The organism is Pseudoalteromonas sp. JSTW (assembly GCF_013423925.1).
In the GTDB taxonomy this organism is placed as follows: domain Bacteria; phylum Pseudomonadota; class Gammaproteobacteria; order Enterobacterales; family Alteromonadaceae; genus Pseudoalteromonas; species Pseudoalteromonas lipolytica.
The window spans coordinates 2,629,751-2,651,751 of record NZ_CP058972.1 but is presented as its reverse complement, the minus strand read 5'-3'; the positions used below and the strand labels follow the sequence as shown (position 1 = coordinate 2,651,751).

The following is a 22,001-nucleotide window of genomic DNA, read 5'->3' as shown; positions in this document are numbered from 1 at the left end:
ATTATCAGTGATTAAAAGCCTGTTCTTTTGTTTGCTTTATGACATCGATAAAACGGCGCTGCCAAATAGCGTTGAATGCTTTATTGAACAAGTATAAGAATATTAAAGGCATTAATAGCAGCTTTAAAATAAGCAACGACAAAATATTTAAAAAGTCGATAAACAAGTCTTCAACGGTGGCCACCATATTACTAATGCCCGAGGTGACGGTGTCGATAATTTTACTCACTTGTGATGATGAATCGTGGTTAAGCGACGCATTCAGGGTGTCAAGTTGCTCGTTTAAGGCGTCTTTTTCTTGATTAAGCGCCATTTGTTGTTCAAGCACAGCATTAAACTTGGCGGTGAGTTGCTGCTTTTGATCGAGTAATGGTTTTGCTTTGGCTAGTTCTTTAAAAGTGATTACCTCAGATAAACTGCGAGTGGCTTGAATCGCTTCTATTTTTTTGTCGAGTTCAGCCATTTGTAGTTTGAGCTCGGTCGCTTGCTGGTGGTTTTTAATTTGCTGATCATTAAGTAACGATAGCTTGTCGAAGAGGGTCTGTTTTTGACTGTCGACTTCGGCTTTTAGCTTTGCTGACAGTGCCGACGTTGTGCTGGCATTATTATTTACGGTAGCCACTTTTTCGCTGACTTGCTCACTTTGTTGGTTTATTTGCTCGTCTAAAAATACTTGGCTTACCAACCCCGTCGTTAGCACCACCGCAGGAACTAAAAAGCGAATAAGGATCAGGCTCGCCATTAATTTATGGCGAAGCGTTGGGTAAAAATCACGCCACTCACAAATAAGGTATGCAATTACTGATACTGTAAAAACACTGCTAAATATGATGCCGGATGAAATCGTGTATAAAATTCGCTGTAAAAATAGTGAGCCAATGGCAAGACGCATCGCATCCGACATGTACTCCGCTAAATCGTTGACGGGGTCAAGTAGCTGAGCTGGTTGAATACTGGCTATACCAATACCGACTTCGGCGGATTGTAATAAAGAAATTGCCGCATTGACGGTACGTGAAGACGCATACACAAGAGTCGATTGCAGCAGGGCGCTGTCAATAAAGCTCATAATATACTGCTGAAACTGTTCTAACCAACACAGCCGTAACAGTACTATGAGGCTTAAATACTTGATAATATGTTGTTTACTTAGCATAACGCCCTCTGAAATTTGTACGCTTACCTACGCTACACTAATCATAGGCGTTGAAGCAATGAACTCAGATTGAATTATTTTAGTGGTTAACGGTCTATGAATGACGATTAACTGCGGTGAGGAACTATGAAAGAACCTGTATCTATTGGGCAATGCCGTATTGAAGACTTAGATCCCGTTCAAGATCTCGGGCGATTGGTGTCGTATTTGCGCTCTAATTTAGTGACTCACCTAGACTGTGCTCTAAAAAGTAAAGAACTGACTTCGGCACAATACATTGTGGTGGTACTGCTTGCTCGAGGAAAAGTAACAACGTTGGCTGAACTGTGCGAGCACATGGTGTATGACCGTGGTGCCATGAGTCGCCTATTAAGCCGTTTAGAAGATAAAGGGTTAGTGGCTAAACAGCAGTCAATAGAAGATCGCCGTTCAACCATTTTATGCCTTACAGAAAAGGGCAAACAGCTTTATCCTGAGATACTGCCCACCGTTAATGATATTTACCGTGAGGCATTAGCGGGCTTTTCTGAGGATGAGAAAAACCAACTTGCCAGCTTACTCTTTAGAGCGATTCATAATTTAAAAGCATAAATTTCTCTAAGCGGTACATTGTCGCTGCCGTGTCGTTTTGATAATATAGTTGCCTAGGCATTTAATTTAATAAATACTGGGTTGTTATGTTTGAATCATCGTTACTCGCTCAGCTTCAAGCTCAGTTTCCATCACATCAATTTAGTCGTGAAGGCTTGTCTGTATTGCATACAGGGCGCTTTGCCAATGCAATTGTGTATCGTTATAAAGATGCACAACACGATTTAATCATTAAAGATTTTCAGCATAGCCCGTGGTGGGTTAGAAAAACCATTGCTCCACTGTTTATAAATCAAGAGTACAAGGGATTGTCACGGCTTAAAGGTGTTGACGGTGTGGTAGACCACTTTTGTCGTTTATCGCCTATTGCCATTGCCTATGATTTTATTGAAGGTACACCACTAAGGGAGCTTGCATTGCAACAGCAGCAATTACCGCGCGACTTTTTTAAAGAGTTTGAGCGTTTAGTCGCAAAAATGCATCGCCACGGTGTGGTGCACTTAGACCTGCGTAATCTGGGTAATGTGATTTGTTCACAAGACGGTAAGCCCTATATCATTGATTTTCAGTCGGCAATTCGGTTTGCTCGTTTTCCACGTTGGTTGCAGCGCTTTATGCGAGGGGCTGATATGAGTGGGGTTTATAAAGCATGGCAAAAACTAGCAAACGACTCATTACCGCAAGCAAAAGCGGCGTATTTGCATGACTTTAATCATGTTCGTAAACGCTGGATTTTTAAAGGATACCCGCTACAGCGAGCATATGTGTGGGGCAGTGGCGTTGTCACACAAATTTTAAACTCTGACTTTATTCGCAGTATTTTTGAAAGGTTCTAAAAAGCGCGTTTGCACGCGCTTCATGAAAGAAAACTAGTATTTAGGCCACCCATTCGCATCCCAATTAAGTGTGCTAATAAGCAGCTTTGGTCTGCCATTGTCACCCGCATCATATGCATGGCGCACAATCACATCGGTATTAAGGATATCTTGTCCACCTGGACCGACCCACTGGCTGTTACCTGCATCAAGGATACTACCGCCCCCTGATAGCATGTTGTTACCATTTTTATCAAGGTAAGGGCCACGGATATCAGTTGAACGGCCGTATGCAATTCGATAGGTACTGTTAGTGCCTTCACAACACTTACCCATAGAAACGAATAAGTAGTAGTAACCTTGGCGATAGATAATAGTAGGGGCTTCTATACCACCAGAGCGACTCGCTAATGAGTAAATTTCGCCAAAGGGTTTCATGGTCATTGGGTTAATGCGCGTAAGCTTGATCCCTGAATTCCATGAGCCAAATGTAAGCCAAGGCGCACCATCTTTAGCCACGATTAAATCGGGATCAATCGCGTTGTAATTATTGCTATTTGTGGTGTTGATCACTAAGCCATCATCACGCCAATTGCCTGCGGCCACGCTACTGGCTGATGCTAAACCGATGGCACTGACTCGTGAACCAAATGTCGAAATAGCGTAGTATAACCAGCTGCGATTATTGTATCGTTTTAATTCAGGCGCCCACACATCTATTCCATCATGATCAGGTACATAGTTGCCCCACCAAGCAAGTCCGTTTGGAAAAACAGGTAAAGCATCATTCCAATCTACGCCATCACTTGAGTATTTGCCGTAAATACCGGGACCTGTTTGAAAAATCCACCATGTGCCATTTTCGTAACCAATAGTCGGATCATGGGTCACTAAACTGCCTGTTAATGGCCAGTGATTGGCTGCACCATTGGTGGTCGATGGGTCAAAAGGAGTGGATTCTACATTGGCGAGTTTAGTAAGTTGCCATTGCTGAGCATCACTGCCATTGTAACTCCACTGACTAATATTCGCGCCATCATTACCATTAAATTCATATAAGTCGAGTGCTTTACCGCTGTGATCATTGATAAAGCTATAATAGCCACTGCCTTCTTCATTGATTTGCCAGTGCTGACTGGCAATGTTTGCATACTCATATTGTACAACGTTGCCTCCATCGTCAGTCGAGAAATCAAATACTTCGAGAGCTTTACCACTGTTCAAGTTAATGACCGAATAATTACTGCCGCCAATGTTGGTAATTAGCCAGCGCTGTGTATCGTGGTTCGTATTCCCCCATTGACTCACGTTTGCGCCATCATTGGTTTGGGCGTTACCAACTTCGACAAGTTTTTCACTGTATTTCGATTTAATCGTATAGACGCCGTTATCAATGGCATAGGCACTCGGTAACAGCAAACTGGCGGCTAATCCGATAACGCCAACTGTATTTTTAGAAAGTATCATTGTGTCTCCAAATCATTGTTTTTGAGCTTTCCTTGGTGTGTTCTGATCCTAGGATTAGTTTGAAGAAATCAAACTATTTATAATACTTTATTATATTATTATTTTTGTAAAGGTTTTGGTGAAATAAATTAACAAATAATTTACTTGGTGGCGGTTAGAGAGGGAAGTTATAAAAAAGCCACTCAGTGAGTGGCTTTAAAAATTATTGACTAATAAACTGATTAGGAATGTCCCATTGTAGGGTGTGTAATTGACCCTGCCATGTCTGAATTGTGACCCACAATTTGTCATCGGCCGAAATAGCTTTCGGGGCTATTGCATGTGCGTGTTGACCATGTGCCGTTCCATGCATAAGGCCTTCTTCATCTTTTGCAAATTCAGTGAGTGGCAGCGGCGCTTCACCTATATTTAAATAGGCTTGACGTATATTGCTAATATCACCTTGATTAAAGGCGATAAAGAAATCTTTTACATACTCGTTATGATGCGAATAGGGGGCATCTTCATTAAGTGGCATTGGCGCAATTTTAAACTCACCAGCTTGTTGCTCTTGCCAAAGAGCAGGGAATTGTGGGTTGAGCGATTGGTAAATAAACCACACCGGTAAGGCGAGCACAATTGCATGTAACAGGTACTTTTTACGTTGCCACCACGTTGCGTTTAAACGTGCCATTAGTTTGCCTCCTGAATGTTATTAACGGGCGCAGCTTGGCGTGCTTTTTCAGGTTTATTTTTTACCAATTTCGAGGTGTACATCATAAACCCTGTGACCGACATACCACTTAAAATTAAGCCAAAGATAAACCAGATAACTTTGGTCCAAAGGCCACCAATATTACCGTAATGAAGGGGGTCGGTAATGTGCGATAGAGTTTGTAATCCTGTCATTGTTTCTGGACTTTTGCTGGCTGCAATCTCACCGGTCCATGGATTAACAGAGGTTGAGTACGCATAGTTATCATAAAAAATCGTATCACCACTGCCCATAATGTTGAACATACCGCGATTATGCTCTGGTAGCATCACATAGCTCGGTTTAAAGTCGGGATACTTTGCTTTTGTGGCTGCTAATGCGGCTTTTAAATCAGTTGGTGGTGTTTGTTTTGTGGCGGGCAATGTCGACACCGCCACTAACGGGGCGTGCTCTTCAATATCAATTTCGTTGTGCCACATAAAGGCTTGTACAAAATACCATAAGCCAGTCAACGCCATGATTGCCATAAACCAAATTGACCATACTCCGCTGAGTGTATGTAAGTCCTTGAGGAAGGTTTTACGGCCTTGATTAAAGCGCAATTTTGGTTGCGTGAATGCACGCCAGAAATTCTTATAAATTACTAAGCCAGTGATTAGAGCACCCAGAATAACAAATGCCATTGCGCTTACTAAGTAATAACCAATGCTGTAGCCTTCTTGCCAAGGGAAAAATAACCAACCATGCAGGGTACGCATAAACTCAATAAACGAAATGGTGCTGTTTACAGCTTGCACTTCGCCAGTGTATTGATTGACGTAAGCAACAGCATAAGGTTTGTCTGTGTCGGTAAAAATGACTGCGTTTACAAGGTAAGGCTCATAAGTAAGTACACTCATAACATCGGCACTTGGGTAAGCACTTTCTACGCTTTCAATAACCTGATCAACAGGCATCGCCGGTAAATTATTAGGGTTAGTTGCGCGTGCTTCGCTGTTGGTTAACCACGTCAGTTCATGGCTTATTACTGAAATTGTGCCCGTAACACAGATAAAGCAGAATAACACCCAGATAGGCAGCGAAAACCAACCGTGTAGCTGGAACCAAAGACGTTTACTCATGAAAAATAGCCCGACATTTAATTGATGATAGTAATTGTTATCATTCAAATTGTACTACAAAGCTTTAATGAAACACAATCTCTGTCGTAGCGAGGTAAAAAAGGTGCTATTCAGCACCTTTCTCATGTGTGTGATTAAGTGTAACGATCCGCTGTGGGAAGGGAATGTCGATATCTGCACCCTGAATAGCGCTGAATACTTTGCGGTTAACCGAGAGCTTGGTTTCAATAATTTTGGTCGTCGGCACCCAATAACGATAACTTAATGTCACGCCGCTGTCTGCAAAGCGCTCAATACCCACTTGTGAATGAGGCTCGTCGGCAACTAATTCGTGCTCTTTTAATACTGTTTCGATGAGTTCAATTGCTAAGTCTGCGTTGGCATCGTAGGCAATATCAATTTCACCTTTTACCAGTGAATAACTAAACGAATTATGTAAAATTTCACCAACAATGTGTTTGTTTGGGATAGTGATTTCGACTTTTTCTTCGTTAATCAAAATAGTATACCCAAGTTCAATAGTTTTAACTTGTCCGCTAACGCCCTTTACTTCAATCGTGTCGCCAACAACAAAAGGGCGCGTGGCAATGATTGCAAGACCAGCCCCATAATTTGACAGCATACCTTGCAGTGCTAAACCAGCCCCTAACGATGCAGCACCGATTGCTGCAACAAATGGTGTAACACTGATGCCTATTTTACCCAGTGCGATAACCAAAAACATAATAATAAGCAGTACTTTAACAACGTTACTGACAAAGTTAGTTAAGGTTATGTCAATGTTGTGCCGTTGCATTAATCCAGCAATCATTTTTGATACTTTTTGTGCGACCCATAAACCAAAGAACAGGATTAAGATGGCACCAAAAATTTGCATGCTGTAGGTAACGAGGTATTCGGTAATCAAGTGGTAGTATTTTTCAACTTGTTGTAATTCAGAATCGATCATGTGTTTTCCTAACAAGGTTACTGCTTGCCCTGACTATACCAGAGCATGTTGTAAAACAGGATAGAGTAAGGGCACTATTATAGCGCTTAAAAGCGCACTCAGTGCCATTGCGACCGATGCAAATGCGCCGGCTTTTGCCTCTTCAGTAATAAGTGAGGCGGTGCCAATAGCATGACACGCGGTGCCGATGGCAACACCTTTAGCTTGTGCATTACGGATGTTTAATAGCGAAAAAATTAAATTGCCAAAAATCCCACCCAGTACACCAATAAAAATAACCATTGCAGCAGCAAGAGAAGGAATACCGCCCAGTGCATCCGTGACAATTAACGTGATGGGCGTTGTAACAGAAAGGCTGGCAAGCGATGCACTAAGCTCAGCAGGGGCAGCAAAAAAATAGCAAATGAGTGAGGCAACAACAGTGGCGTTAATCACCCCTAAGCTACAGCTAATCACGATGAGTAATAGGTTTCTTCTTACGTGCACAAACTGCTGATACAGCGGCAAAGCGAGGGCGACTATCGCTGGTTCTAATAACCAGCTGAGTATTTTGCTGTGCTCAGCAAACGGCGCATAAGGTAAGTCGAGTGTTACAAGTAACGCAGCAATAATCAAAATAGCCCAGCAAACAGGGTTGCTAAGTGCTTTTGAAACACCGTGAGTTGTTTTGTTGTTGAGGACTCTTAGTAACAAAAAAAGGCAAATAATGACTGGAACGCTTAACCACCATAAATTAGTCGTCATTTTCACGCCCCTTAAAATAGGCGATAACGCCACCAATGAGCAATACGCTGCTCAAAGGCACAATAATAAATACAGTGAGCAGAAGCGACCAATGTTGACCAATTAAACCAAGGTGCTCAATGATGCCAACGCCCGCTGGAATAAAAAATAATGGCATGTAATTTAACAGAGGGCTGGCTGTCGGTTTTAGCTGATGCTCTTTAACAACCCCCGTTAATAGCAGTAAAAGTAACATGACCATAGCGAGCAATGGCGCAGGAAAAGAGCTGTTAAGTAACAGGCTTAAATACTTAGCGACCGCTAAGCACGCAAGAATAATGGCACTACTGAACAGGTATTTCATGATAGATGGAAAATGGCTTGTGAAAGTTCAACTACATCATACCCTTGTCAGTAGTACTATGCGACTTTAGCTTACCATGACTTGGCGTTGTTAAACTCAATATCATCTGCTCCTTTTGCTTTAGCAATGGCTTTTTTGGTATTTGGGTTCATTAATAAGCGAATTTGGCTCCAGGTTTCTTTTGCTAAGATTTTACGTTGCTGCGAGCGATAGCTCTGTTGAGTAAGCCGCTTAATTGCTGCCAATGTATCTGGTGAACGCGCCATGAGGGTTTCGAGCATTGCCGCGGTGTGTTTATCAACATCATCTGTAAGCTGGGTAACAAGCCCATAGTCTTTAGCGTCCTCAGCAGATACGGGACCGGCATGACTTGCCAACCAGAGTGCTTGGTCACGTTTCATTAATCCTGCAAGCACCACATTTGCTCCCATATCGGGGCATAACCCCCAGCGTGCTTCCATAATCGCCAGTTTGGCGTGTTTATCTACAATTCGGTAATCGGCACCGAGTGCTATTTGCATTCCTCCGCCAAAGCAATGCCCCGAAATTTTTGCGATTACAGGAATACTTAAATCTTGCCAGCCTAAGACCACTTTTTGCGCAAGGTTCTGATTGCCCGGCAGCCACTTAAAAAGCAGTTTCATGATGTTACTGGGCTTTTTCATAACGGCTGCGACATCGAGCCCAGAACAAAAGTGTTCACCTTCACCACTAATCACCACAGCGCGTAAGCGAGGGTCACGTTTAATTTTTTTGATGACGCGTGACAGCTCGACAAACATATCAAAACTAAGCGCATTTTGCTTTTCTGGACGAGCAAGGTAAACCCAAGCGACGTGTTGTTTTATTTCTAGCTTTATCATGGCAACTCCTCTGACCTGTGTGTTAGAGCTTACGAGCTAATGACAAGTATGTAAAGAAATGCTGATGTGTCGCAAAGAAACGTTAATTTTTTCAAAAAACGGTAACTCTGTCATATGCTTGATTACAAATTGATGTATATTTTTAAAACAAAGAAGCAGGTTTTCAACTAGCTCAATTTTGCTATCGGTAAGATACTGGCTCAAACTTTCGCAAAATACCACGACACGACTAGACTTAGCGTTAAGTCGCGCTACAAGGAGTATACATATGCTGATGCGCAAAACAGCTCGCATAAAGAATCAATCATCATCTTTTATAACAACCGCCTTATTTACCGTGGCTTTTAGCTCGGCTTTAGTAGGCTGTTCCGATGATAAATCAACGAAACAGGCTACGCCGCCACCGGCGGTATCTGTTTTTAATGTTGTTACCCAAGAAGTCGGAGATTATCGAGAGTTTGTCGCCCGCACTGAAGCGTTTCAAGAAGTTAAAATTAGAGCCCGTGTTGAGGGGGAGCTCATTGAGCGTCACTTTGACGAAGGATCTGCGGTTGAAAAAGATCAGTTATTATTGCGTATAGACCCGTCTGAATACCGCTCCACGGTGGCCGAGGTTGAAGCCGATCTTAAAAGTAAAAAGGCTGCTGCAAGTGCTGCTCAAAGAGACTTAAAACGGGGTCGAGATGTTGCCTCTCAAGGGTTTATTTCGCAGTCCGATTTAGACAAGTTATTAACTAACTTTGAACAAGCGACAGCCGCGGTGAAAGCGGCCGAAGCTGAGCTTGAAAAGGCAAAGTTGAATTTAAGCTACACTGAAATTCGAGCCCCATTCGCGGGTCGTATAGGTAAAGTGAACTACGATGTGGGCAACATTATTGGGCCCTCATCGAATGAACTGGCAGAGCTGACTGATGTAGACCCCATTTATGTGAGCTTTCAAGTTGAAGAGGCTGACTACATAAGCTACCGACAGCAACATCAAACCCCAGATCGCGACCCACGTGATGTACCTATTGATTTAAGTTTACGATTACCAAATAACTCCGTTTTTCCAGGCAAGGGAGTCCTTGATTTTGCGGATACTAAAATAAATCGAAACACGGGGACCGTTGAATTAAGGGCTTCGTTCGACAACCCCGACGGCATGGTTATGCCTGGCTTGTTTGTTACATTAATAGTCGAGAGCACCAACAAAAAAGAATTAGCCTTGATTCCACAAGTTGCAGTACAAGAAAATCAACAAGGTAAGTTTGTACTTGTTGTTAATGATGAAAACACAGTATCGATGCGCGTTGTGAAACTTGGTCGCCGTATTAACGCGATGTGGGTGGTTGAGTCAGGCCTTGAAGCAGGCGAAAAGGTGATTATTGAAGGCTTACAAAAAGTCCGCCAAGGTGCAGAAGTCAAAGCCGTTGAAAAAAATGTTGATGCAACAACGGGCACTATTACTAGCAAAGCCAACTCTTAGGGGGCAGAGATGATTAGTAAAACGTTTATATCTCGCCCTAAATTTGCGCTGGTAATATCGATAGTCATTACGATTGCGGGTTTAATCTCAATGACATTATTGCCGGTGAATATGTACCCGCAGATCACGCCACCGCAAGTACAAATTTCGACAAGTTACCCCGGAGCCAGTGCTCAAATAGTGGAAGAGTCGGTGATCAGGCCCATTGAAGAGCAAGTCAATGGGGTTGAAGACATGATGTACATAGAATCGACTTCGACAAATAACGGCACGGCAAATATTACTGTTTATTTTAAGGTTGGTACCGACACAGACATAGCACAAGTGAACGTGCAAAACCGTGTTGCGCTTGCTGAAGCAGGATTACCTGAGGAAGTTAAGCGCCAAGGGGTATCGGTTAAGAAAAAGTCGAGCTCTATGTTGTTAGGGATTAACCTTTACTCGAGTAAAGATAATATCGACGCTATTTTTCTAAGTAACTATGCAACAAACTATTTAACGGAGCCACTTGGTCGTATTAATGGGGTTGCCTCTGCGGAGGTGATGGGTGAGCAAACCTATTCGATGCGTTTATGGCTTCGCCCAGATCGAATGGCATCATTAGGCTTAACGGTGGCCGATGTTCGAAGCGCATTGCAAGAGCAAAATACCATTGTTGCAGCAGGTAAGTTAGGCGCGGCTCCTACGGGGCCCAGTCAGCAATTTGAATATTCGATTCAAGCAAAAGGGCGCTTAAAAACCCCAGAGGAATTTGGCCAAACCATTATTCGTTCGAGTAAAGACGGTAACTTTGTTCGTTTACATGATATTGCCCGTATCGAAATGGGGGCGGCAAGCTACAGCACCTCCGCTAAATTGAATCAGCAAGATACAGCATTTATCGTTATTTATCAGTTAACAGAAGCCAATGCCACGCAGGTTGCAGAGGATGTTAAAGCCCGTATGGCTGAGCTGGCAAAGCAGTTACCCGATGGCATCGAGTATTCTATTCCTTACGATACAACCGAATTCATTAACCGTTCTATTGAAGAAGTAGTGGTAACCCTTTTACAAGCGGTTGGTTTGGTTATTTTAGTGGTATTTTTGTTTTTACAAAATTGGCGCGCAACCCTGATTCCCACTGTTGCTATTCCGGTGTCTTTGGTGGGGACGTTTGCTTTTATGATGATGATGGATTACTCCATCAACTTAATCACCTTATTTGGTTTAGTACTGGCAATCGGTATTGTGGTGGATGATGCGATTATCGTTATAGAAAATGTTGAGCGTATTTTAAAAGAAGAGAAACTACCAATAAAAGAAGCCGTTACTAAAGCAATGGAACAAGTGTCTGGGCCTATTGTTGCAACCACACTGGTGTTGCTAGCGGTGTTTGTACCGGTTGGATTTATGCCTGGCATCACCGGAGAGTTATATAAACAGTTCTCGGTGACTATTTCATTTGCAGTGCTAATTTCCTCGGTGAATGCATTAACCTTGAGTCCGGCGCTTTGTACGCTATTACTGAATGAAAAAGCGATGAAACCGATTAAGTGGCTAGCCCCATTTGAAAATATTATTACGCGCTCGACCAGTGGCTACAGTAAAGTCGTTAACTTTATTCTAAAGCGTAGCGCACGAATGGCGCTGTTTGCGGTTATCATTTTTGCGGCCGCGGGATGGTTAGTTAAAACAGTCCCCACCGGATTCGTGCCAGCCGAAGACCAAGGTTTTCTATTTGTTGATGTGCAACTGCCAGATGCTGCGGCAAGTAACCGCACCAAAGAAGTCATGCATAAATTGGGTGATATTATTAAAAATGAACCCGCAGCAACTGATTTTATCGCCGTTTCAGGTTTTTCATTATTAGGCGGTGCAGGTTCAAATAATGCCTTGGGTATTGTGGTACTAAAAGATTGGGAAGAGCGCACAGACGCTAATTTAGGTCTGCGAGCGGTGTTAGGTCGTTTGATGGGGCAGTTTTGGGCGATGCCAGACGCACAGATAATGGCATTTAACCCGCCATCAATACCGGGGCTTGGCACCAGTGCCGGTTTTGAATTTAGACTGCAAGACAGTGAAGGGCGTGAACCCGCTGCGCTTTCTCAGGTGCTTAACGGCTTAGTATACGAGGCTAATCAACGGCCTGAACTGTCAAATGTGTACAGTACATTCAGAGCAAATGTTCCGCAGTACTTTTTAGAAATTGACCGTAATAAAGCCAAAGCACAAGGTGTGGCGTTGAGTGATATCTTCTTAACGCTGCAAGCACAGCTAGGTTCTTTGTACGTTAATGACTTTAATCAATTTAGCCGAACGTATCGGGTCATAATGCAAGCCGAAAGTCAGTATCGTCAAAACCCCGCAGACTTACAGTACTATTACGTGCGTAACGACGAAGGGGTAATGGTTCCTTTAACAACACTGGCCAAACTTGAACCGATTCTTGGCCCGACAAGTTTAACGCACTTTAATTTGTACCGAAGTGCCAGTATCAGTGGCCAGCCAGCGCAAGGGTATTCAAGTGGGGATGCGATTGCTGTTATGCAAGAATTGGCCGCTAAGCTACCCTCTGGGTACGTGTATGAGTGGGCAGGGCAATCTAAGCAAGAAATTGAAGCGGGCAACGTCGCGCCAATTTTATTTGGTTTAGCGGTCGTATTTGTTTACTTGTTCTTAGTTGCGCAGTACGAAAGCTGGACTATTCCATTTTCAGTTATTGCAGCTGTTCCTTTAGCTTTGTTTGGTGCCATGCTTGCACTGTACGTGATTGGGATGGAAAACAATATTTATGCGCAAGTTGGTTTAGTGTTGCTGATAGGTCTGTCGACGAAAACGGCCATATTAATTGTTGAATTTGCGATGGAAGAGCGTGCCGCCGGAAAAGGCATCGTTGAGGCAGCACTCAACGCAGCAAAATTGCGTTTTAGAGCGGTATTAATGACGGCCTTGTCATTTGTGCTTGGCGTATTACCGCTTGTGTTTGCGAGTGGGGCAGGGGCAGGCAGCCGAATATCATTAGGTGTGACTGTGCTCTTTGGTATGCTAGCGGCCACTATTTTTGGCACGTTGCTTGTTCCGCTATTTTATACATTAGTGCAAGCTATGCGTGAAAAAGTGAAAGGCCAAAGGGTCGAAAACTAAAAAAGAGACACTAACGATAAAAAAGTCAGGGTAACCTGGCTTTTTTTTTGGCAAAACAGAAAAGAGGTTTGTTATCATACCTAAAATAACGCAGTTTGCATGTGCAGAGGGTTTAAGGAATGGCTGGTCCACGCTTATATAGTGAAGAAGAAGTAACACATCAGGCGTATGATATCTTTTTAGAGTTAGCACCCGATAACTTAAGCGAACAAGATATTAATGATTTTAACGAGCACAGAGAAGAGTTAGGTTTTATCGAAGAAAGTGAGCCTGACGATCAATGGCAAGATTTTGTTGCATTAGAAATTGAACCTGAGCTGTTTGTACAAGTCTTAGTAGGGCTTGAGTTTGATAACCAAGATATTTTATTTGCCAAGATTTTAATTAGCCGAGATAAAGATGCACCGTTTTGCCACATTCTCTGGAAAGATAGCGAATAACTCTCCAGCCGATGTTTGACTCTACTTTTTGTTGTCTTAGTACAATTAAACGTGTTTTTTTAGCCGCCTTACTGCTTAGCAGTTGGCAGGCTATTGCTGTTGATCCATTTGAAGATTTTCATGAATACGGGCAGTTGTCAGAAGAAGAAATCCATAAAATCCATAAAGGCGAAATGCTATATGGTGATATGGAGTTCGGTTTTATGGTAAGTAGAGGCAATACCAATTCAACGAGTTTCAAGTTCAAAGGTAACCTTTATCAAGACTTTGAAAAGTGGCGTAATCAATTCAAAATAGACACGCTTTACAAACGCGATCGCAATGAAGAAACCGGCGATGAAGAAGTATCAGCAGATCGTATTTTTGTCTCGGGGCAAGGAAACTATAAGCTGAACGTGAAAAATGAGTCTTTTTTCATTTACGGAGATTACGAAGAAGATAAATTTAGTGGTCTTGAGTTTAAGAGTACGGTTGCAACAGGGTATGGCAATCGTATTTATCAAGGCAGTAAAAATAAAGTCGATATAGACGTTGGGCCGGGCCTTTATCGTTCAGTTGCCGATCAAGAAATTGCAACGGAAGAAGACGAAACAAAAACCGGTTATCTGCTTCGTTTAGCGTTGCAATGGGAGCGTACCGTTTCAGAGCGCACACGCTTTAATCAAGATGTGAGTTACGAGCAATCTTTGTCAGGTCTTAACTCGCGATTAAAGTCAGAAACATCATTGATCAGTAAGATTATGGGCGATGTGTCACTTAAATTTACCTACATGTATCGCTACAACTCAAAACCAGAGGAAGACAAGCTTAAGTATGACTCAGAGCTAAGTGCGACCTTTGTTTATAGCTTCTAATTAGAGAATTCTTTATGTATCAACATAAGCAATACGCAGTGTTCATTTTTGTTGTTTTGGGCTGGATAGGTGGTTTTCTTGCCTTGGCGTGGAACTTAATCGGCGCAGATGTGCCATTAATGGGGTTTTGCGCTATTTTAGTGTTAGTGGCTTTTTTATTTCATAGCTTAACTATTAAAGTAACCGATAAAACAGTGAGCTGGGCATTTGGGCCGGGTGTATTTGGTAAAACGGTGAGCTTTGACGACATTGAATCAGTCAGAGCGGTCAGTAATTCATTTCGCCATGGAATTGGTTTACGAATAACTCACGATGGCTGGGTTTACAGTGTATCAGGGTTTAAAGCTGTAGAATTAGCAATGAAAGATGGCACTCACTATCGTTTAGGCACCAACGACCAAGAAGGCTTGCTAGCGGCATTGCAGGCACACATAACTGAACCTGAATCTAAGCCAGAGCCGGAACATAAACCAGAACCAGAGCAAGTGGATGATTAATTAAGCGAATTGGTATAAAAAAAGCGCCTCAGGCGCTTTTTTATACTGCGGGTGTTTAGTGGCTGTGACCACAACCGCCTTCACCGTGCACATGACCATGTGCTAACTCTTCTTCTGTTGCATCACGTACTTCAAGTACTTCAACATCAAAGTGTAAAGTAATCCCTGATAATGGGTGATTACCATCAACAATCACTTCTTCATCTTGGATATCGATGATCATCACTGATTGATCGCCTGCATCGGTTGTTGCACGAAACTGCATACCCACTTCAATGTCCATCCCTTCAAACATTGACTTAGGCACCGCTTGCATTAAGTCGTCGTGACGCTCGCCATAGCCTTGGTCTGGTTCAACGGTAACACTGAAAGTATCGCCAGCTTCTTTACCTAGTAGTGCGTTTTCTAGGCCTGGGATCAAGTAACCTGTGCCAACGATAAACACCAGTGGTTCACCATCAAACGAGTTGTCGATGGTGTTTTTGTTATTATCCAATACTGAATAATGCATTTTTACCACTTTGTTTTCTGCTGCGATCATAGTCATTCCTATTTATTCATCTTCGAGAGAGTAAGGCAGAGCTTGAATCGATAGCTCAACCTGAGGGAGGTGTTTAGCACGTAATAATTGGCCTGTTTCATTGTCATTCGGTAACACAACGAGTCCCATTAAAGTGCGCGTTTCTTGATTATAACTTTGACTGATAAGCTTGCCAGCGCGACGCCAGTTTTCACCCATTTGTGTTTCGAGTTCAAGCTCATCGAGTAAACCATCTGCTTCACCCGCAACGATATACATGGCGCGCTTGTTTTTGCCAAGATACTTCATACGGGCAACGGTTTCTTGGCCTGTGTAACAGCCTTTTCTAAAGCTGATACCGCCAATCGCGTGTAGGTTAACCATTTGTGGCACATATTCGCCAATGGCCTCACTGTTAAGTGAAGGCTCACCCGCGGCAATCGCTGCTTGTTGCCATTGGGCATCGTTATCGAGTGCAATAACGTTTTCGGGTAAACTAAAGTCACTATTGACCATGAGTAACACGCGGTTTTCTGCAAGCTTAAGGGCTTTACCGTCGGCAAAATCGACAGCCGTTTGCTCATCATTAAATTGAATATTAAGTGCCTCTAGCACCTCTGAGAGGTCATCACCCATCAAACCAATTAATGGCTTTTCACAGGGTTCTATTTCAACAGCAGAAAAGACCGCATATTTTTTTAACTCAACCAGAGACTGCTCAACTTCGGCTTTAGAACCAACAAGGTAGTAACTGTCTTGGTAGGTAAACAAGCGAAAAACGCCCCAAAGCTTACCTTTGGCATTACAGTGACCTGCCCACAAGAACGTATCGTTAGTGAGCTTATTGATATCCTGTGTAATTTGTCCGTGAAGGTAAGACAACTTATCTTTACCAGTCAGGCTGATAAGCGTATGAGATAATGGACTTGCGTAAACAGTCGACATAAAAACCTTCTTTACGATATAAATGAGTGCTAATGATAACTTAGTTAGGGTGGCAATTTAAATAGCTGTTTATTCGATAGCAATTTGTTAAACTGCTGACAAATAAGTACGAGGTTTAAAATGACTGAAATTCACAGTAAAGAACGTATTCGTTGGGCATGCCGTCGTGGCATGTTAGAACTTGATGTTTTATTTATGCCATTCGTTGAAGAAGCGTTTGACTCGTTAAGCAAAGAGCAACATGCCACATTTCAACGCTTACTAGAATGCGATGATCCAGACTTGTTTGCATGGTTCATGGGTCACGAAACGTGTAAAGATCCCGAGCTTAATAGCATGGTCTCATTAATTTTAGACCGAGTTCGTGTATAGATTTAGCGTTAAACAGAACACACCAGACCACAAACCCTTTGTGGTCTTTTTTTGCTTTATAGCCATCATACTTAGCTTTGCGTATCAGCAACTTTTTTCTCAATGTCTTGTTTTCGTCTCAAGCTTTATTATTGGGGTGATTAGCTATAAAAAAGTAACGCAATTACAGCCAGCACATGGCGCTATTATTTTAGAACAGTCACAGCTTCGTTTTTTAAATAATCGTGTGCAAATGCAAGGTGCGATAAGCCCCAAGAGTAAGATCTTTTCGAGTTTTGTGGTTATAAAACTAGCGGGATTTTATAAATCACACTGGCTGATTATAACGGCAGCCAGTGTTGATGAGATAAGCTTTTCACGCTTAAAACGGGCAATTATTGCTGTGCAGCAACCGACTTCGGTGTAAGTACCGTAGGCGTTGGGTTTTCATTTTGCGCTGGGTAATCAATGGTGTAATGCAAGCCTCGGCTTTCTTTACGTTCCAGCGCACTGCGAATAATCAGTTCAGCGACTTGCACTAAGTTACGTAGCTCTAATAAGTTGTTAGAAACTCTAAAGTTAGCGTAGTAGTCGTGAATTTCTTGTTGCAGTAATTCAACACGATGCAATGCACGTTCTAAACGTTTAGTTGAACGCACGATGCCAACGTAATCCCACATAAATAACCGTAGTTCATGCCAGTTATGCGTGATAACAATTTCTTCGTCAGAGTTCGTAACGCGGCTTTCATCCCACAGCGGTAGTGTTTCAAGTGCAGGACTTGCATCAATTTTACTCAGAATATCCTGTGCTGCTGCGTGGGCAAAAACAATGCATTCGAGCAATGAGTTGCTTGCCATTCGGTTTGCACCATGCAGACCTGTATAAGCAACTTCACCAACTGCATACAAGTTATCTAAATCAGTACGTCCATTAAAGTCAGTCATGACACCCCCACAGGTATAATGGGCTGCAGGGACGACAGGAATAGCTTCTTTGGTGATATCTAAACCAACACTTAAGCATTTTGCGTAAATTGTCGGGAAATGCTCAATAATAAAATCTTTATCTTTGTGGCTAATATCTAAATAAACACAATTAGCGCCTAAGCGTTTCATTTCAAAATCAATCGCGCGGGCAACAATATCGCGGGGAGCCAGTTCTTCACGTTCATCAAAGTCTTTCATAAAGCGTGTGCCATCGGGGCGTTTTAAGTACGCACCTTCACCACGCATTGCTTCGGTAATTAAAAAGTTTTGCAGCTCAGGGTGGTACAAGCTCGTAGGGTGGAATTGGTTAAATTCCATATTGGCAACACGGCAGCCCGCTCGCCATGCCATGGCAATACCATCGCCACTCGATACATCGGGGTTAGAGGTATATAAATACACTTTACTCGCACCGCCTGTCGCCAGCGCAACAAACTTGGCTGCAATTGTTTCTACTTTTTTGTCTTCACAATTCCACACATACAGACCGTGGATGTGTTTACCTTTTCGGCCTAAGCTTTTATCACCAATTAAATCAATGGCATTGTAGTTTTCTAATAAAGTGATATTTGGGTGGGCTTGCACTTGGCTGATAAGCGTAGTTTGAACGGCGCGACCTGTCGCATCGGCAGCATGCAAAATGCGGCGGTGACTGTGACCACCTTCGCGCGTTAAATGAAAACGTTCTTTGCCTTTTGAATCAAACTCCATATCAAAAGGCACACCTTGCTCAATTAACCATTTTAAACATTTTTTGGCATTACTGGCAGTGTAGTGCACAGCGTCGCGGTCACATAAACCACCGCCAGCATCGAGCGTATCTTGAACATGTGACTCAATACTGTCATTTTTTTTATCAAAAACCGCGGCAATACCACCTTGTGCATATAAAGTAGAGCCTTCAGTTAATGCGCCTTTGCTAAGCACGGTGACGTTACAGTGATTAGCAAGTGATAAAGCAAGCGAGAGGCCAGCGGCGCCGCTGCCGATAATAGCGACATCAGTAATGTGATGTTTATTTTGGTTCATGTCTGTGGTCTTTGCAGTTACAATGCTCTGGAAATAGTGCTAAAAGTATGAGCAAAAAAAATTGTATATGATATACGTATATGTACCATATTTGCCGTAACACTATTAGTCATTTTAATACGTTATACCAATATTATTAGGTTTATCGTCACTTAAACAGCGAATTTTTAACTGTTTAGCATTGTGAATCAAACTGACTATGAATAGAGATAACCGTTGAATTATCAGCAGTTACTAGGATTGTCGAGTAATAAGATTGGTATAACTCACATTATTTGCGTGCTATTTTATAAAAAAATTATTTTAAACTGAACTTTTATATTCATGGTGCAGTCATAGTTTGTGTAAACAATGGCGAGTATATGAATAGCAAGCAAGAATCAAACAGAGGAGTACCGGCTCGAATGAGCGAGCAGGATTTGGATTTAGCGCTAGTAAAAAGGGTCCAGCAAGGAGATAAAAACGCCTTCAACCTATTAGTTAGAAAATATCAGAATAAAATTGCAGGTTTGATCTCACGTTATGTTTCAAACCAAGGTGATGTTGCTGATGTCGCACAAGAAGCCTTTATTAAAGCTTATCGTGCTTTGCCTAACTTTAGAGGTGATAGCGCCTTTTATACTTGGTTGTACCGTATCGCCGTAAATTGTGCTAAAAATTACTTAGTTGCTCAGGGGCGTAAGCCGCCAGCTAACGATGTTGATGCCGAAGAAGCAGAATTTTATGACAGTGCAGACGCAATGCGTTCAAACGCATCGCCAGAAAACCTGTTATTAAGTGACGAAGTACGTGCTGTAATTTTTAATACGATTGATAGTTTGCCTGAAGATCTTAAAACTGCGATTACCCTTCGTGAAATCGAAGGTATGAGCTATGAAGAAATAGCCGTGGTTATGGATTGCCCCGTGGGGACGGTACGTTCGCGTATTTTCCGTGCCCGTGAAGCGATTGACAATAAATTAAATCCATTAATAGGTGAGTCTTAGTATGACAAAAGCAGACGTTAACAAGTTGGATAATGAGCAGTTATCCGCATTACTTGACGGCGAGCAGCAGTTAACTGATGAAGCGATTACAAACGACGATGTAACAACATTTGGTCGTTATGCAATGATCGGTGACGTAATGCGTGCTGAGGCAAATAACAGCGCCTTCAATTTTGACATTGCTGATGCAGTGGCAGATGCACTCGAACATGAACCTGTGTACGCAGATTTCGCGAATAAAACAACGGCACCAAAAAGCGAAGAAATCGTGGCGGCAACAGGCACCGACAATGTCGTTGCATTTAATTGGCGTCGACCCTTTGCCCAAGTAGCGATTGCTGCAAGTGTGGCTATGTTTGCGATTGTTGGTGTACAAACACTGCCGCAAAACAGCGAATCACCGCAGAGCGAAATTCCTTTATTACAAACAACACCACTAACCGGTGTGGCATCACCTGTCAGTTACTCATCTGAGCAACCTGCACTTGAAAATGCCCAACAAGGTTTACGCGAATTACAACAGCAACGTATTGGTGCGCTTGTACTTGAACACCAACGTCAAGCACGTGTTGCATATTCGCTTGAAAAGTCACAAACTGCGGCTAACGCAGATGAGGAAAAAAACTAATTAAATGAAAGTGTTTACTTTTATTTTGTCGCTGGTGTTAATAGCTCCCGCTTTTGCCAGCGACGAAAACCCCGCCAAAGCATTATTACTCGATATGGCTGAAGCCGTTCATACCCGCAATTTCGACGCATCGTTTGTCGTCGTTAAAGGCCAAGCAATGGAACCTTATCGCTGGCTGCATGCCAAGCAAGGTAATGTAGAGCTTGAACATTTAAGTTTACTGAATGGCGCAGGGCTTGAAATGGCTCGCGTAAACGATCAAGTGACTTATTTTGAGCCCCATTCAGAGCCATATTCTGTGCAAACTGATTCAATTGCAGGGCCTATTCCTGAAGTACTTTTTAAAGATATAGAGCGTTTAAGTGCGCAGTACGATTTTGTACTAGGCGGAAAAGGTCGTATAGCAGGGCGCTCAGCGCAGCTTGTGCGTATTGAGTCAAAAGATGAGTACAAATTCAATTATTGGATATGGTTAGATTTAGAATCATCACTGTTATTGAAATCAGCGTATGTGAACCACAAAGGTGAAATGCTTGAGCAATTACAGTTGACCCACATTAGTGTAACAGAGCAACCTGCACAGATGCTGTTAGAAATGCAAAATCGTGATTTTCCTCCTCCGCTTCCGGTCAGTGAAATTGATAACGAAAGCACAGGCAGTGCGGTTAATAATTGGAAAATTGGCTGGTTGCCAGCAGGCTTTAAATTATTAAAGTCAGACCGTCACAAGTTAGATTTAAATAACGAACTAACCGATTACTACTTGTACTCTGATGGTTTTGTTGAGGTTTCTGTGTTCGTACAAAGACCACTGCCTGGTAAACGACCCAGTGGGGCGCTGTCATCGGGTGCGACAACCGTGTATGTTCACAATGGTGGTAGCTTTGACGTGTCGGTTGTTGGTAATATCCCCGCTATGACAGCCAAAGCCATTGCAGAGTCGGTAGCGCGACCTCTTTAAATAATGATAGAACAAACACTCACTGTCGTGTCGGTAAAAGGCACGACAGCCGATTTAGAAGCCGAGCAAAAACAAGCCTGCGCAGGATGCAATGGCCGTTGTGGCTCGCAAATCTTTGCCAAGTTATTTGGTACTGCCAAAAAAACATTCCCATACACTTTCGACAGTGAGCTAAAAGTCGGACAAAAAGTCACCTTAGCACTAGACGATAGCCACCTTGTAAAACACGCAATGGCCGTGTACATGTTGCCGTTATTATTTAGTTTAGGGTTTGCTTTGGCTGCTTTTTCAGTGTTTTCGCTTGCTGAAGGCTGGCAAATTTTAGCTGCTGTATTAGGGGGCTTAACTGGCTATGCGATAGCTAAATCAAGGGTTAAGAGCCTAAAACATGATATTAAAGTAATAAAAATTCACCCAATTACTATTCCTTTCACTCAAATAGATGGTGATTAAAGCCAATTAAATGT

Annotated in this window: 24 protein-coding genes; 13 read left to right on the top strand and 11 right to left on the bottom strand. The window is 42.6% G+C overall.

The features are described 5' to 3' along the window. Positions 1–4: 4 nt before the first annotated feature. Entirely contained in the window at positions 5–1,069 is a 1,065-nt protein-coding gene (locus GZH31_RS12000) for a hypothetical protein (RefSeq protein WP_230235567.1), read from the bottom strand. Between the two features lie 213 nt (positions 1,070–1,282). Here GZH31_RS12000 and GZH31_RS11995 point away from each other — a divergent pair, with 213 nt between their 5' ends. Continuing rightward, positions 1,283–1,747 carry a MarR family winged helix-turn-helix transcriptional regulator gene (locus GZH31_RS11995; protein WP_036966560.1) on the top strand — a complete coding sequence of 155 codons (465 nt, stop codon included), beginning with the start codon at positions 1,283–1,285 and terminating at the stop codon, positions 1,745–1,747. Between the two features lie 86 nt (positions 1,748–1,833). Continuing rightward, the gene (locus GZH31_RS11990) at positions 1,834–2,583 is read left to right on the top strand and encodes an RIO1 family regulatory kinase/ATPase (RefSeq protein WP_036966563.1); all 750 of its coding nucleotides are present in this window, start codon (positions 1,834–1,836) and stop codon (positions 2,581–2,583) included. A gap of 33 nt (positions 2,584–2,616) precedes the next feature. Here GZH31_RS11990 and GZH31_RS11985 read toward each other — a convergent pair whose 3' ends face one another. The 7 genes from GZH31_RS11985 to GZH31_RS11955 all read right to left on the bottom strand — a co-directional run bounded on the left by GZH31_RS11985 (position 2,617) and on the right by GZH31_RS11955 (position 8,743). Continuing rightward, positions 2,617–4,029 carry a family 43 glycosylhydrolase gene (locus GZH31_RS11985; protein WP_118844563.1) on the bottom strand — a complete coding sequence of 471 codons (1,413 nt, stop codon included), beginning with the start codon at positions 4,027–4,029 and terminating at the stop codon, positions 2,617–2,619. Positions 4,030–4,231: 202 nt separating this feature from the next. Further along, on the bottom strand, positions 4,232–4,702 hold the full coding sequence (locus GZH31_RS11980; RefSeq protein ID WP_036966570.1) for a hypothetical protein: 471 nt from the start codon (positions 4,700–4,702) through the stop codon (positions 4,232–4,234). Next, positions 4,702–5,844 (bottom strand): PepSY domain-containing protein, encoded by a 1,143-nt coding sequence (locus tag GZH31_RS11975; protein ID WP_036966573.1) that lies wholly within the window; start codon positions 5,842–5,844, stop codon positions 4,702–4,704. The genes GZH31_RS11980 and GZH31_RS11975 overlap by 1 nt, the downstream gene beginning before the upstream one ends. Positions 5,845–5,950: 106 nt before the next feature. Continuing rightward, entirely contained in the window at positions 5,951–6,793 is an 843-nt protein-coding gene (locus tag GZH31_RS11970) for a mechanosensitive ion channel family protein (RefSeq protein WP_075593798.1), read from the bottom strand. A 33-nt stretch (positions 6,794–6,826) separates the two neighbouring features. Beyond that, on the bottom strand, positions 6,827–7,537 hold the full coding sequence (locus GZH31_RS11965) for an LrgB family protein (protein WP_036966578.1): 711 nt from the start codon (positions 7,535–7,537) through the stop codon (positions 6,827–6,829). After that, positions 7,527–7,880: a CidA/LrgA family protein gene (locus GZH31_RS11960; protein ID WP_180311036.1), complete on the bottom strand. Its 354-nt coding sequence runs from the start codon at positions 7,878–7,880 to the stop codon at positions 7,527–7,529. Before GZH31_RS11960 ends, GZH31_RS11965 begins: the two co-directional genes overlap by 11 nt. Positions 7,881–7,951: 71 nt before the next feature. Continuing rightward, positions 7,952–8,743, bottom strand: a complete 792-nt coding sequence (locus GZH31_RS11955; protein ID WP_036966584.1) for a crotonase/enoyl-CoA hydratase family protein — start codon at positions 8,741–8,743, stop codon at positions 7,952–7,954. Positions 8,744–9,011: 268 nt separating this feature from the next. Between GZH31_RS11955 and GZH31_RS11950 the strand changes: the two genes are divergently transcribed. The 5 genes from GZH31_RS11950 to GZH31_RS11930 all read left to right on the top strand — a co-directional run bounded on the left by GZH31_RS11950 (position 9,012) and on the right by GZH31_RS11930 (position 15,125). Further along, on the top strand, positions 9,012–10,211 hold the full coding sequence (locus GZH31_RS11950; RefSeq protein ID WP_230235559.1) for an efflux RND transporter periplasmic adaptor subunit: 1,200 nt from the start codon (positions 9,012–9,014) through the stop codon (positions 10,209–10,211). A 9-nt stretch (positions 10,212–10,220) separates the two neighbouring features. Next, a complete protein-coding gene (locus GZH31_RS11945; protein WP_180311035.1) occupies positions 10,221–13,334 on the top strand; it encodes an efflux RND transporter permease subunit in 3,114 nt (1,037 codons plus the stop codon). Between the two features lie 119 nt (positions 13,335–13,453). Then, a complete protein-coding gene (locus tag GZH31_RS11940; RefSeq protein ID WP_036966590.1) occupies positions 13,454–13,774 on the top strand; it encodes an HI1450 family dsDNA-mimic protein in 321 nt (106 codons plus the stop codon). A gap of 11 nt (positions 13,775–13,785) precedes the next feature. Next, positions 13,786–14,628, top strand: a complete 843-nt coding sequence (locus GZH31_RS11935) for a YdiY family protein (RefSeq protein ID WP_118844560.1) — start codon at positions 13,786–13,788, stop codon at positions 14,626–14,628. 14 nt (positions 14,629–14,642) lie between these two features. After that, the gene (locus GZH31_RS11930) at positions 14,643–15,125 is read left to right on the top strand and encodes a hypothetical protein (RefSeq protein ID WP_074989039.1); all 483 of its coding nucleotides are present in this window, start codon (positions 14,643–14,645) and stop codon (positions 15,123–15,125) included. Between the two features lie 55 nt (positions 15,126–15,180). On the opposite strand, the gene GZH31_RS11925 is transcribed toward GZH31_RS11930, so the two are convergent. Then, positions 15,181–15,666 carry a peptidylprolyl isomerase gene (locus GZH31_RS11925; RefSeq protein WP_036966596.1) on the bottom strand — a complete coding sequence of 162 codons (486 nt, stop codon included), beginning with the start codon at positions 15,664–15,666 and terminating at the stop codon, positions 15,181–15,183. A gap of 12 nt (positions 15,667–15,678) precedes the next feature. After that, positions 15,679–16,590, bottom strand: a complete 912-nt coding sequence (gene ygfZ, locus GZH31_RS11920; protein WP_065978643.1) for a tRNA-modifying protein YgfZ — start codon at positions 16,588–16,590, stop codon at positions 15,679–15,681. 120 nt (positions 16,591–16,710) lie between these two features. Between ygfZ and GZH31_RS11915 the strand changes: the two genes are divergently transcribed. Both GZH31_RS11915 and GZH31_RS11910 read left to right on the top strand, forming a co-directional pair. Then, positions 16,711–16,962, top strand: coding sequence for a succinate dehydrogenase assembly factor 2 (locus GZH31_RS11915; RefSeq protein WP_036966599.1), 252 nt, complete (start codon positions 16,711–16,713; stop codon positions 16,960–16,962). Beyond that, entirely contained in the window at positions 16,955–17,368 is a 414-nt protein-coding gene (locus GZH31_RS11910) for a hypothetical protein (RefSeq protein WP_180311034.1), read from the top strand. The genes GZH31_RS11915 and GZH31_RS11910 overlap by 8 nt, the downstream gene beginning before the upstream one ends. On the opposite strand, the gene nadB is transcribed toward GZH31_RS11910, so the two are convergent. Next, positions 17,337–18,959 carry an L-aspartate oxidase gene (gene nadB, locus GZH31_RS11905; protein ID WP_036966601.1) on the bottom strand — a complete coding sequence of 541 codons (1,623 nt, stop codon included), beginning with the start codon at positions 18,957–18,959 and terminating at the stop codon, positions 17,337–17,339. The two genes, GZH31_RS11910 and nadB, sit on opposite strands and share 32 nt — an antisense overlap. 404 nt (positions 18,960–19,363) lie before the next feature. Here nadB and rpoE point away from each other — a divergent pair, with 404 nt between their 5' ends. The 4 genes from rpoE to GZH31_RS11885 are packed head-to-tail and all read left to right on the top strand — an operon-like array spanning position 19,364 to position 21,987. Continuing rightward, on the top strand, positions 19,364–19,945 hold the full coding sequence (gene rpoE, locus GZH31_RS11900) for an RNA polymerase sigma factor RpoE (RefSeq protein ID WP_036969086.1): 582 nt from the start codon (positions 19,364–19,366) through the stop codon (positions 19,943–19,945). Between the two features lies 1 nt (position 19,946). Then, positions 19,947–20,573, top strand: a complete 627-nt coding sequence (locus GZH31_RS11895; RefSeq protein WP_036966603.1) for a sigma-E factor negative regulatory protein — start codon at positions 19,947–19,949, stop codon at positions 20,571–20,573. Between the two features lie 4 nt (positions 20,574–20,577). Then, entirely contained in the window at positions 20,578–21,534 is a 957-nt protein-coding gene (locus GZH31_RS11890) for a MucB/RseB C-terminal domain-containing protein (RefSeq protein WP_036966604.1), read from the top strand. A gap of 3 nt (positions 21,535–21,537) precedes the next feature. Beyond that, positions 21,538–21,987, top strand: coding sequence for a SoxR reducing system RseC family protein (locus GZH31_RS11885; RefSeq protein WP_036966606.1), 450 nt, complete (start codon positions 21,538–21,540; stop codon positions 21,985–21,987). The last annotated feature ends 14 nt before the right edge of the window (positions 21,988–22,001 follow it).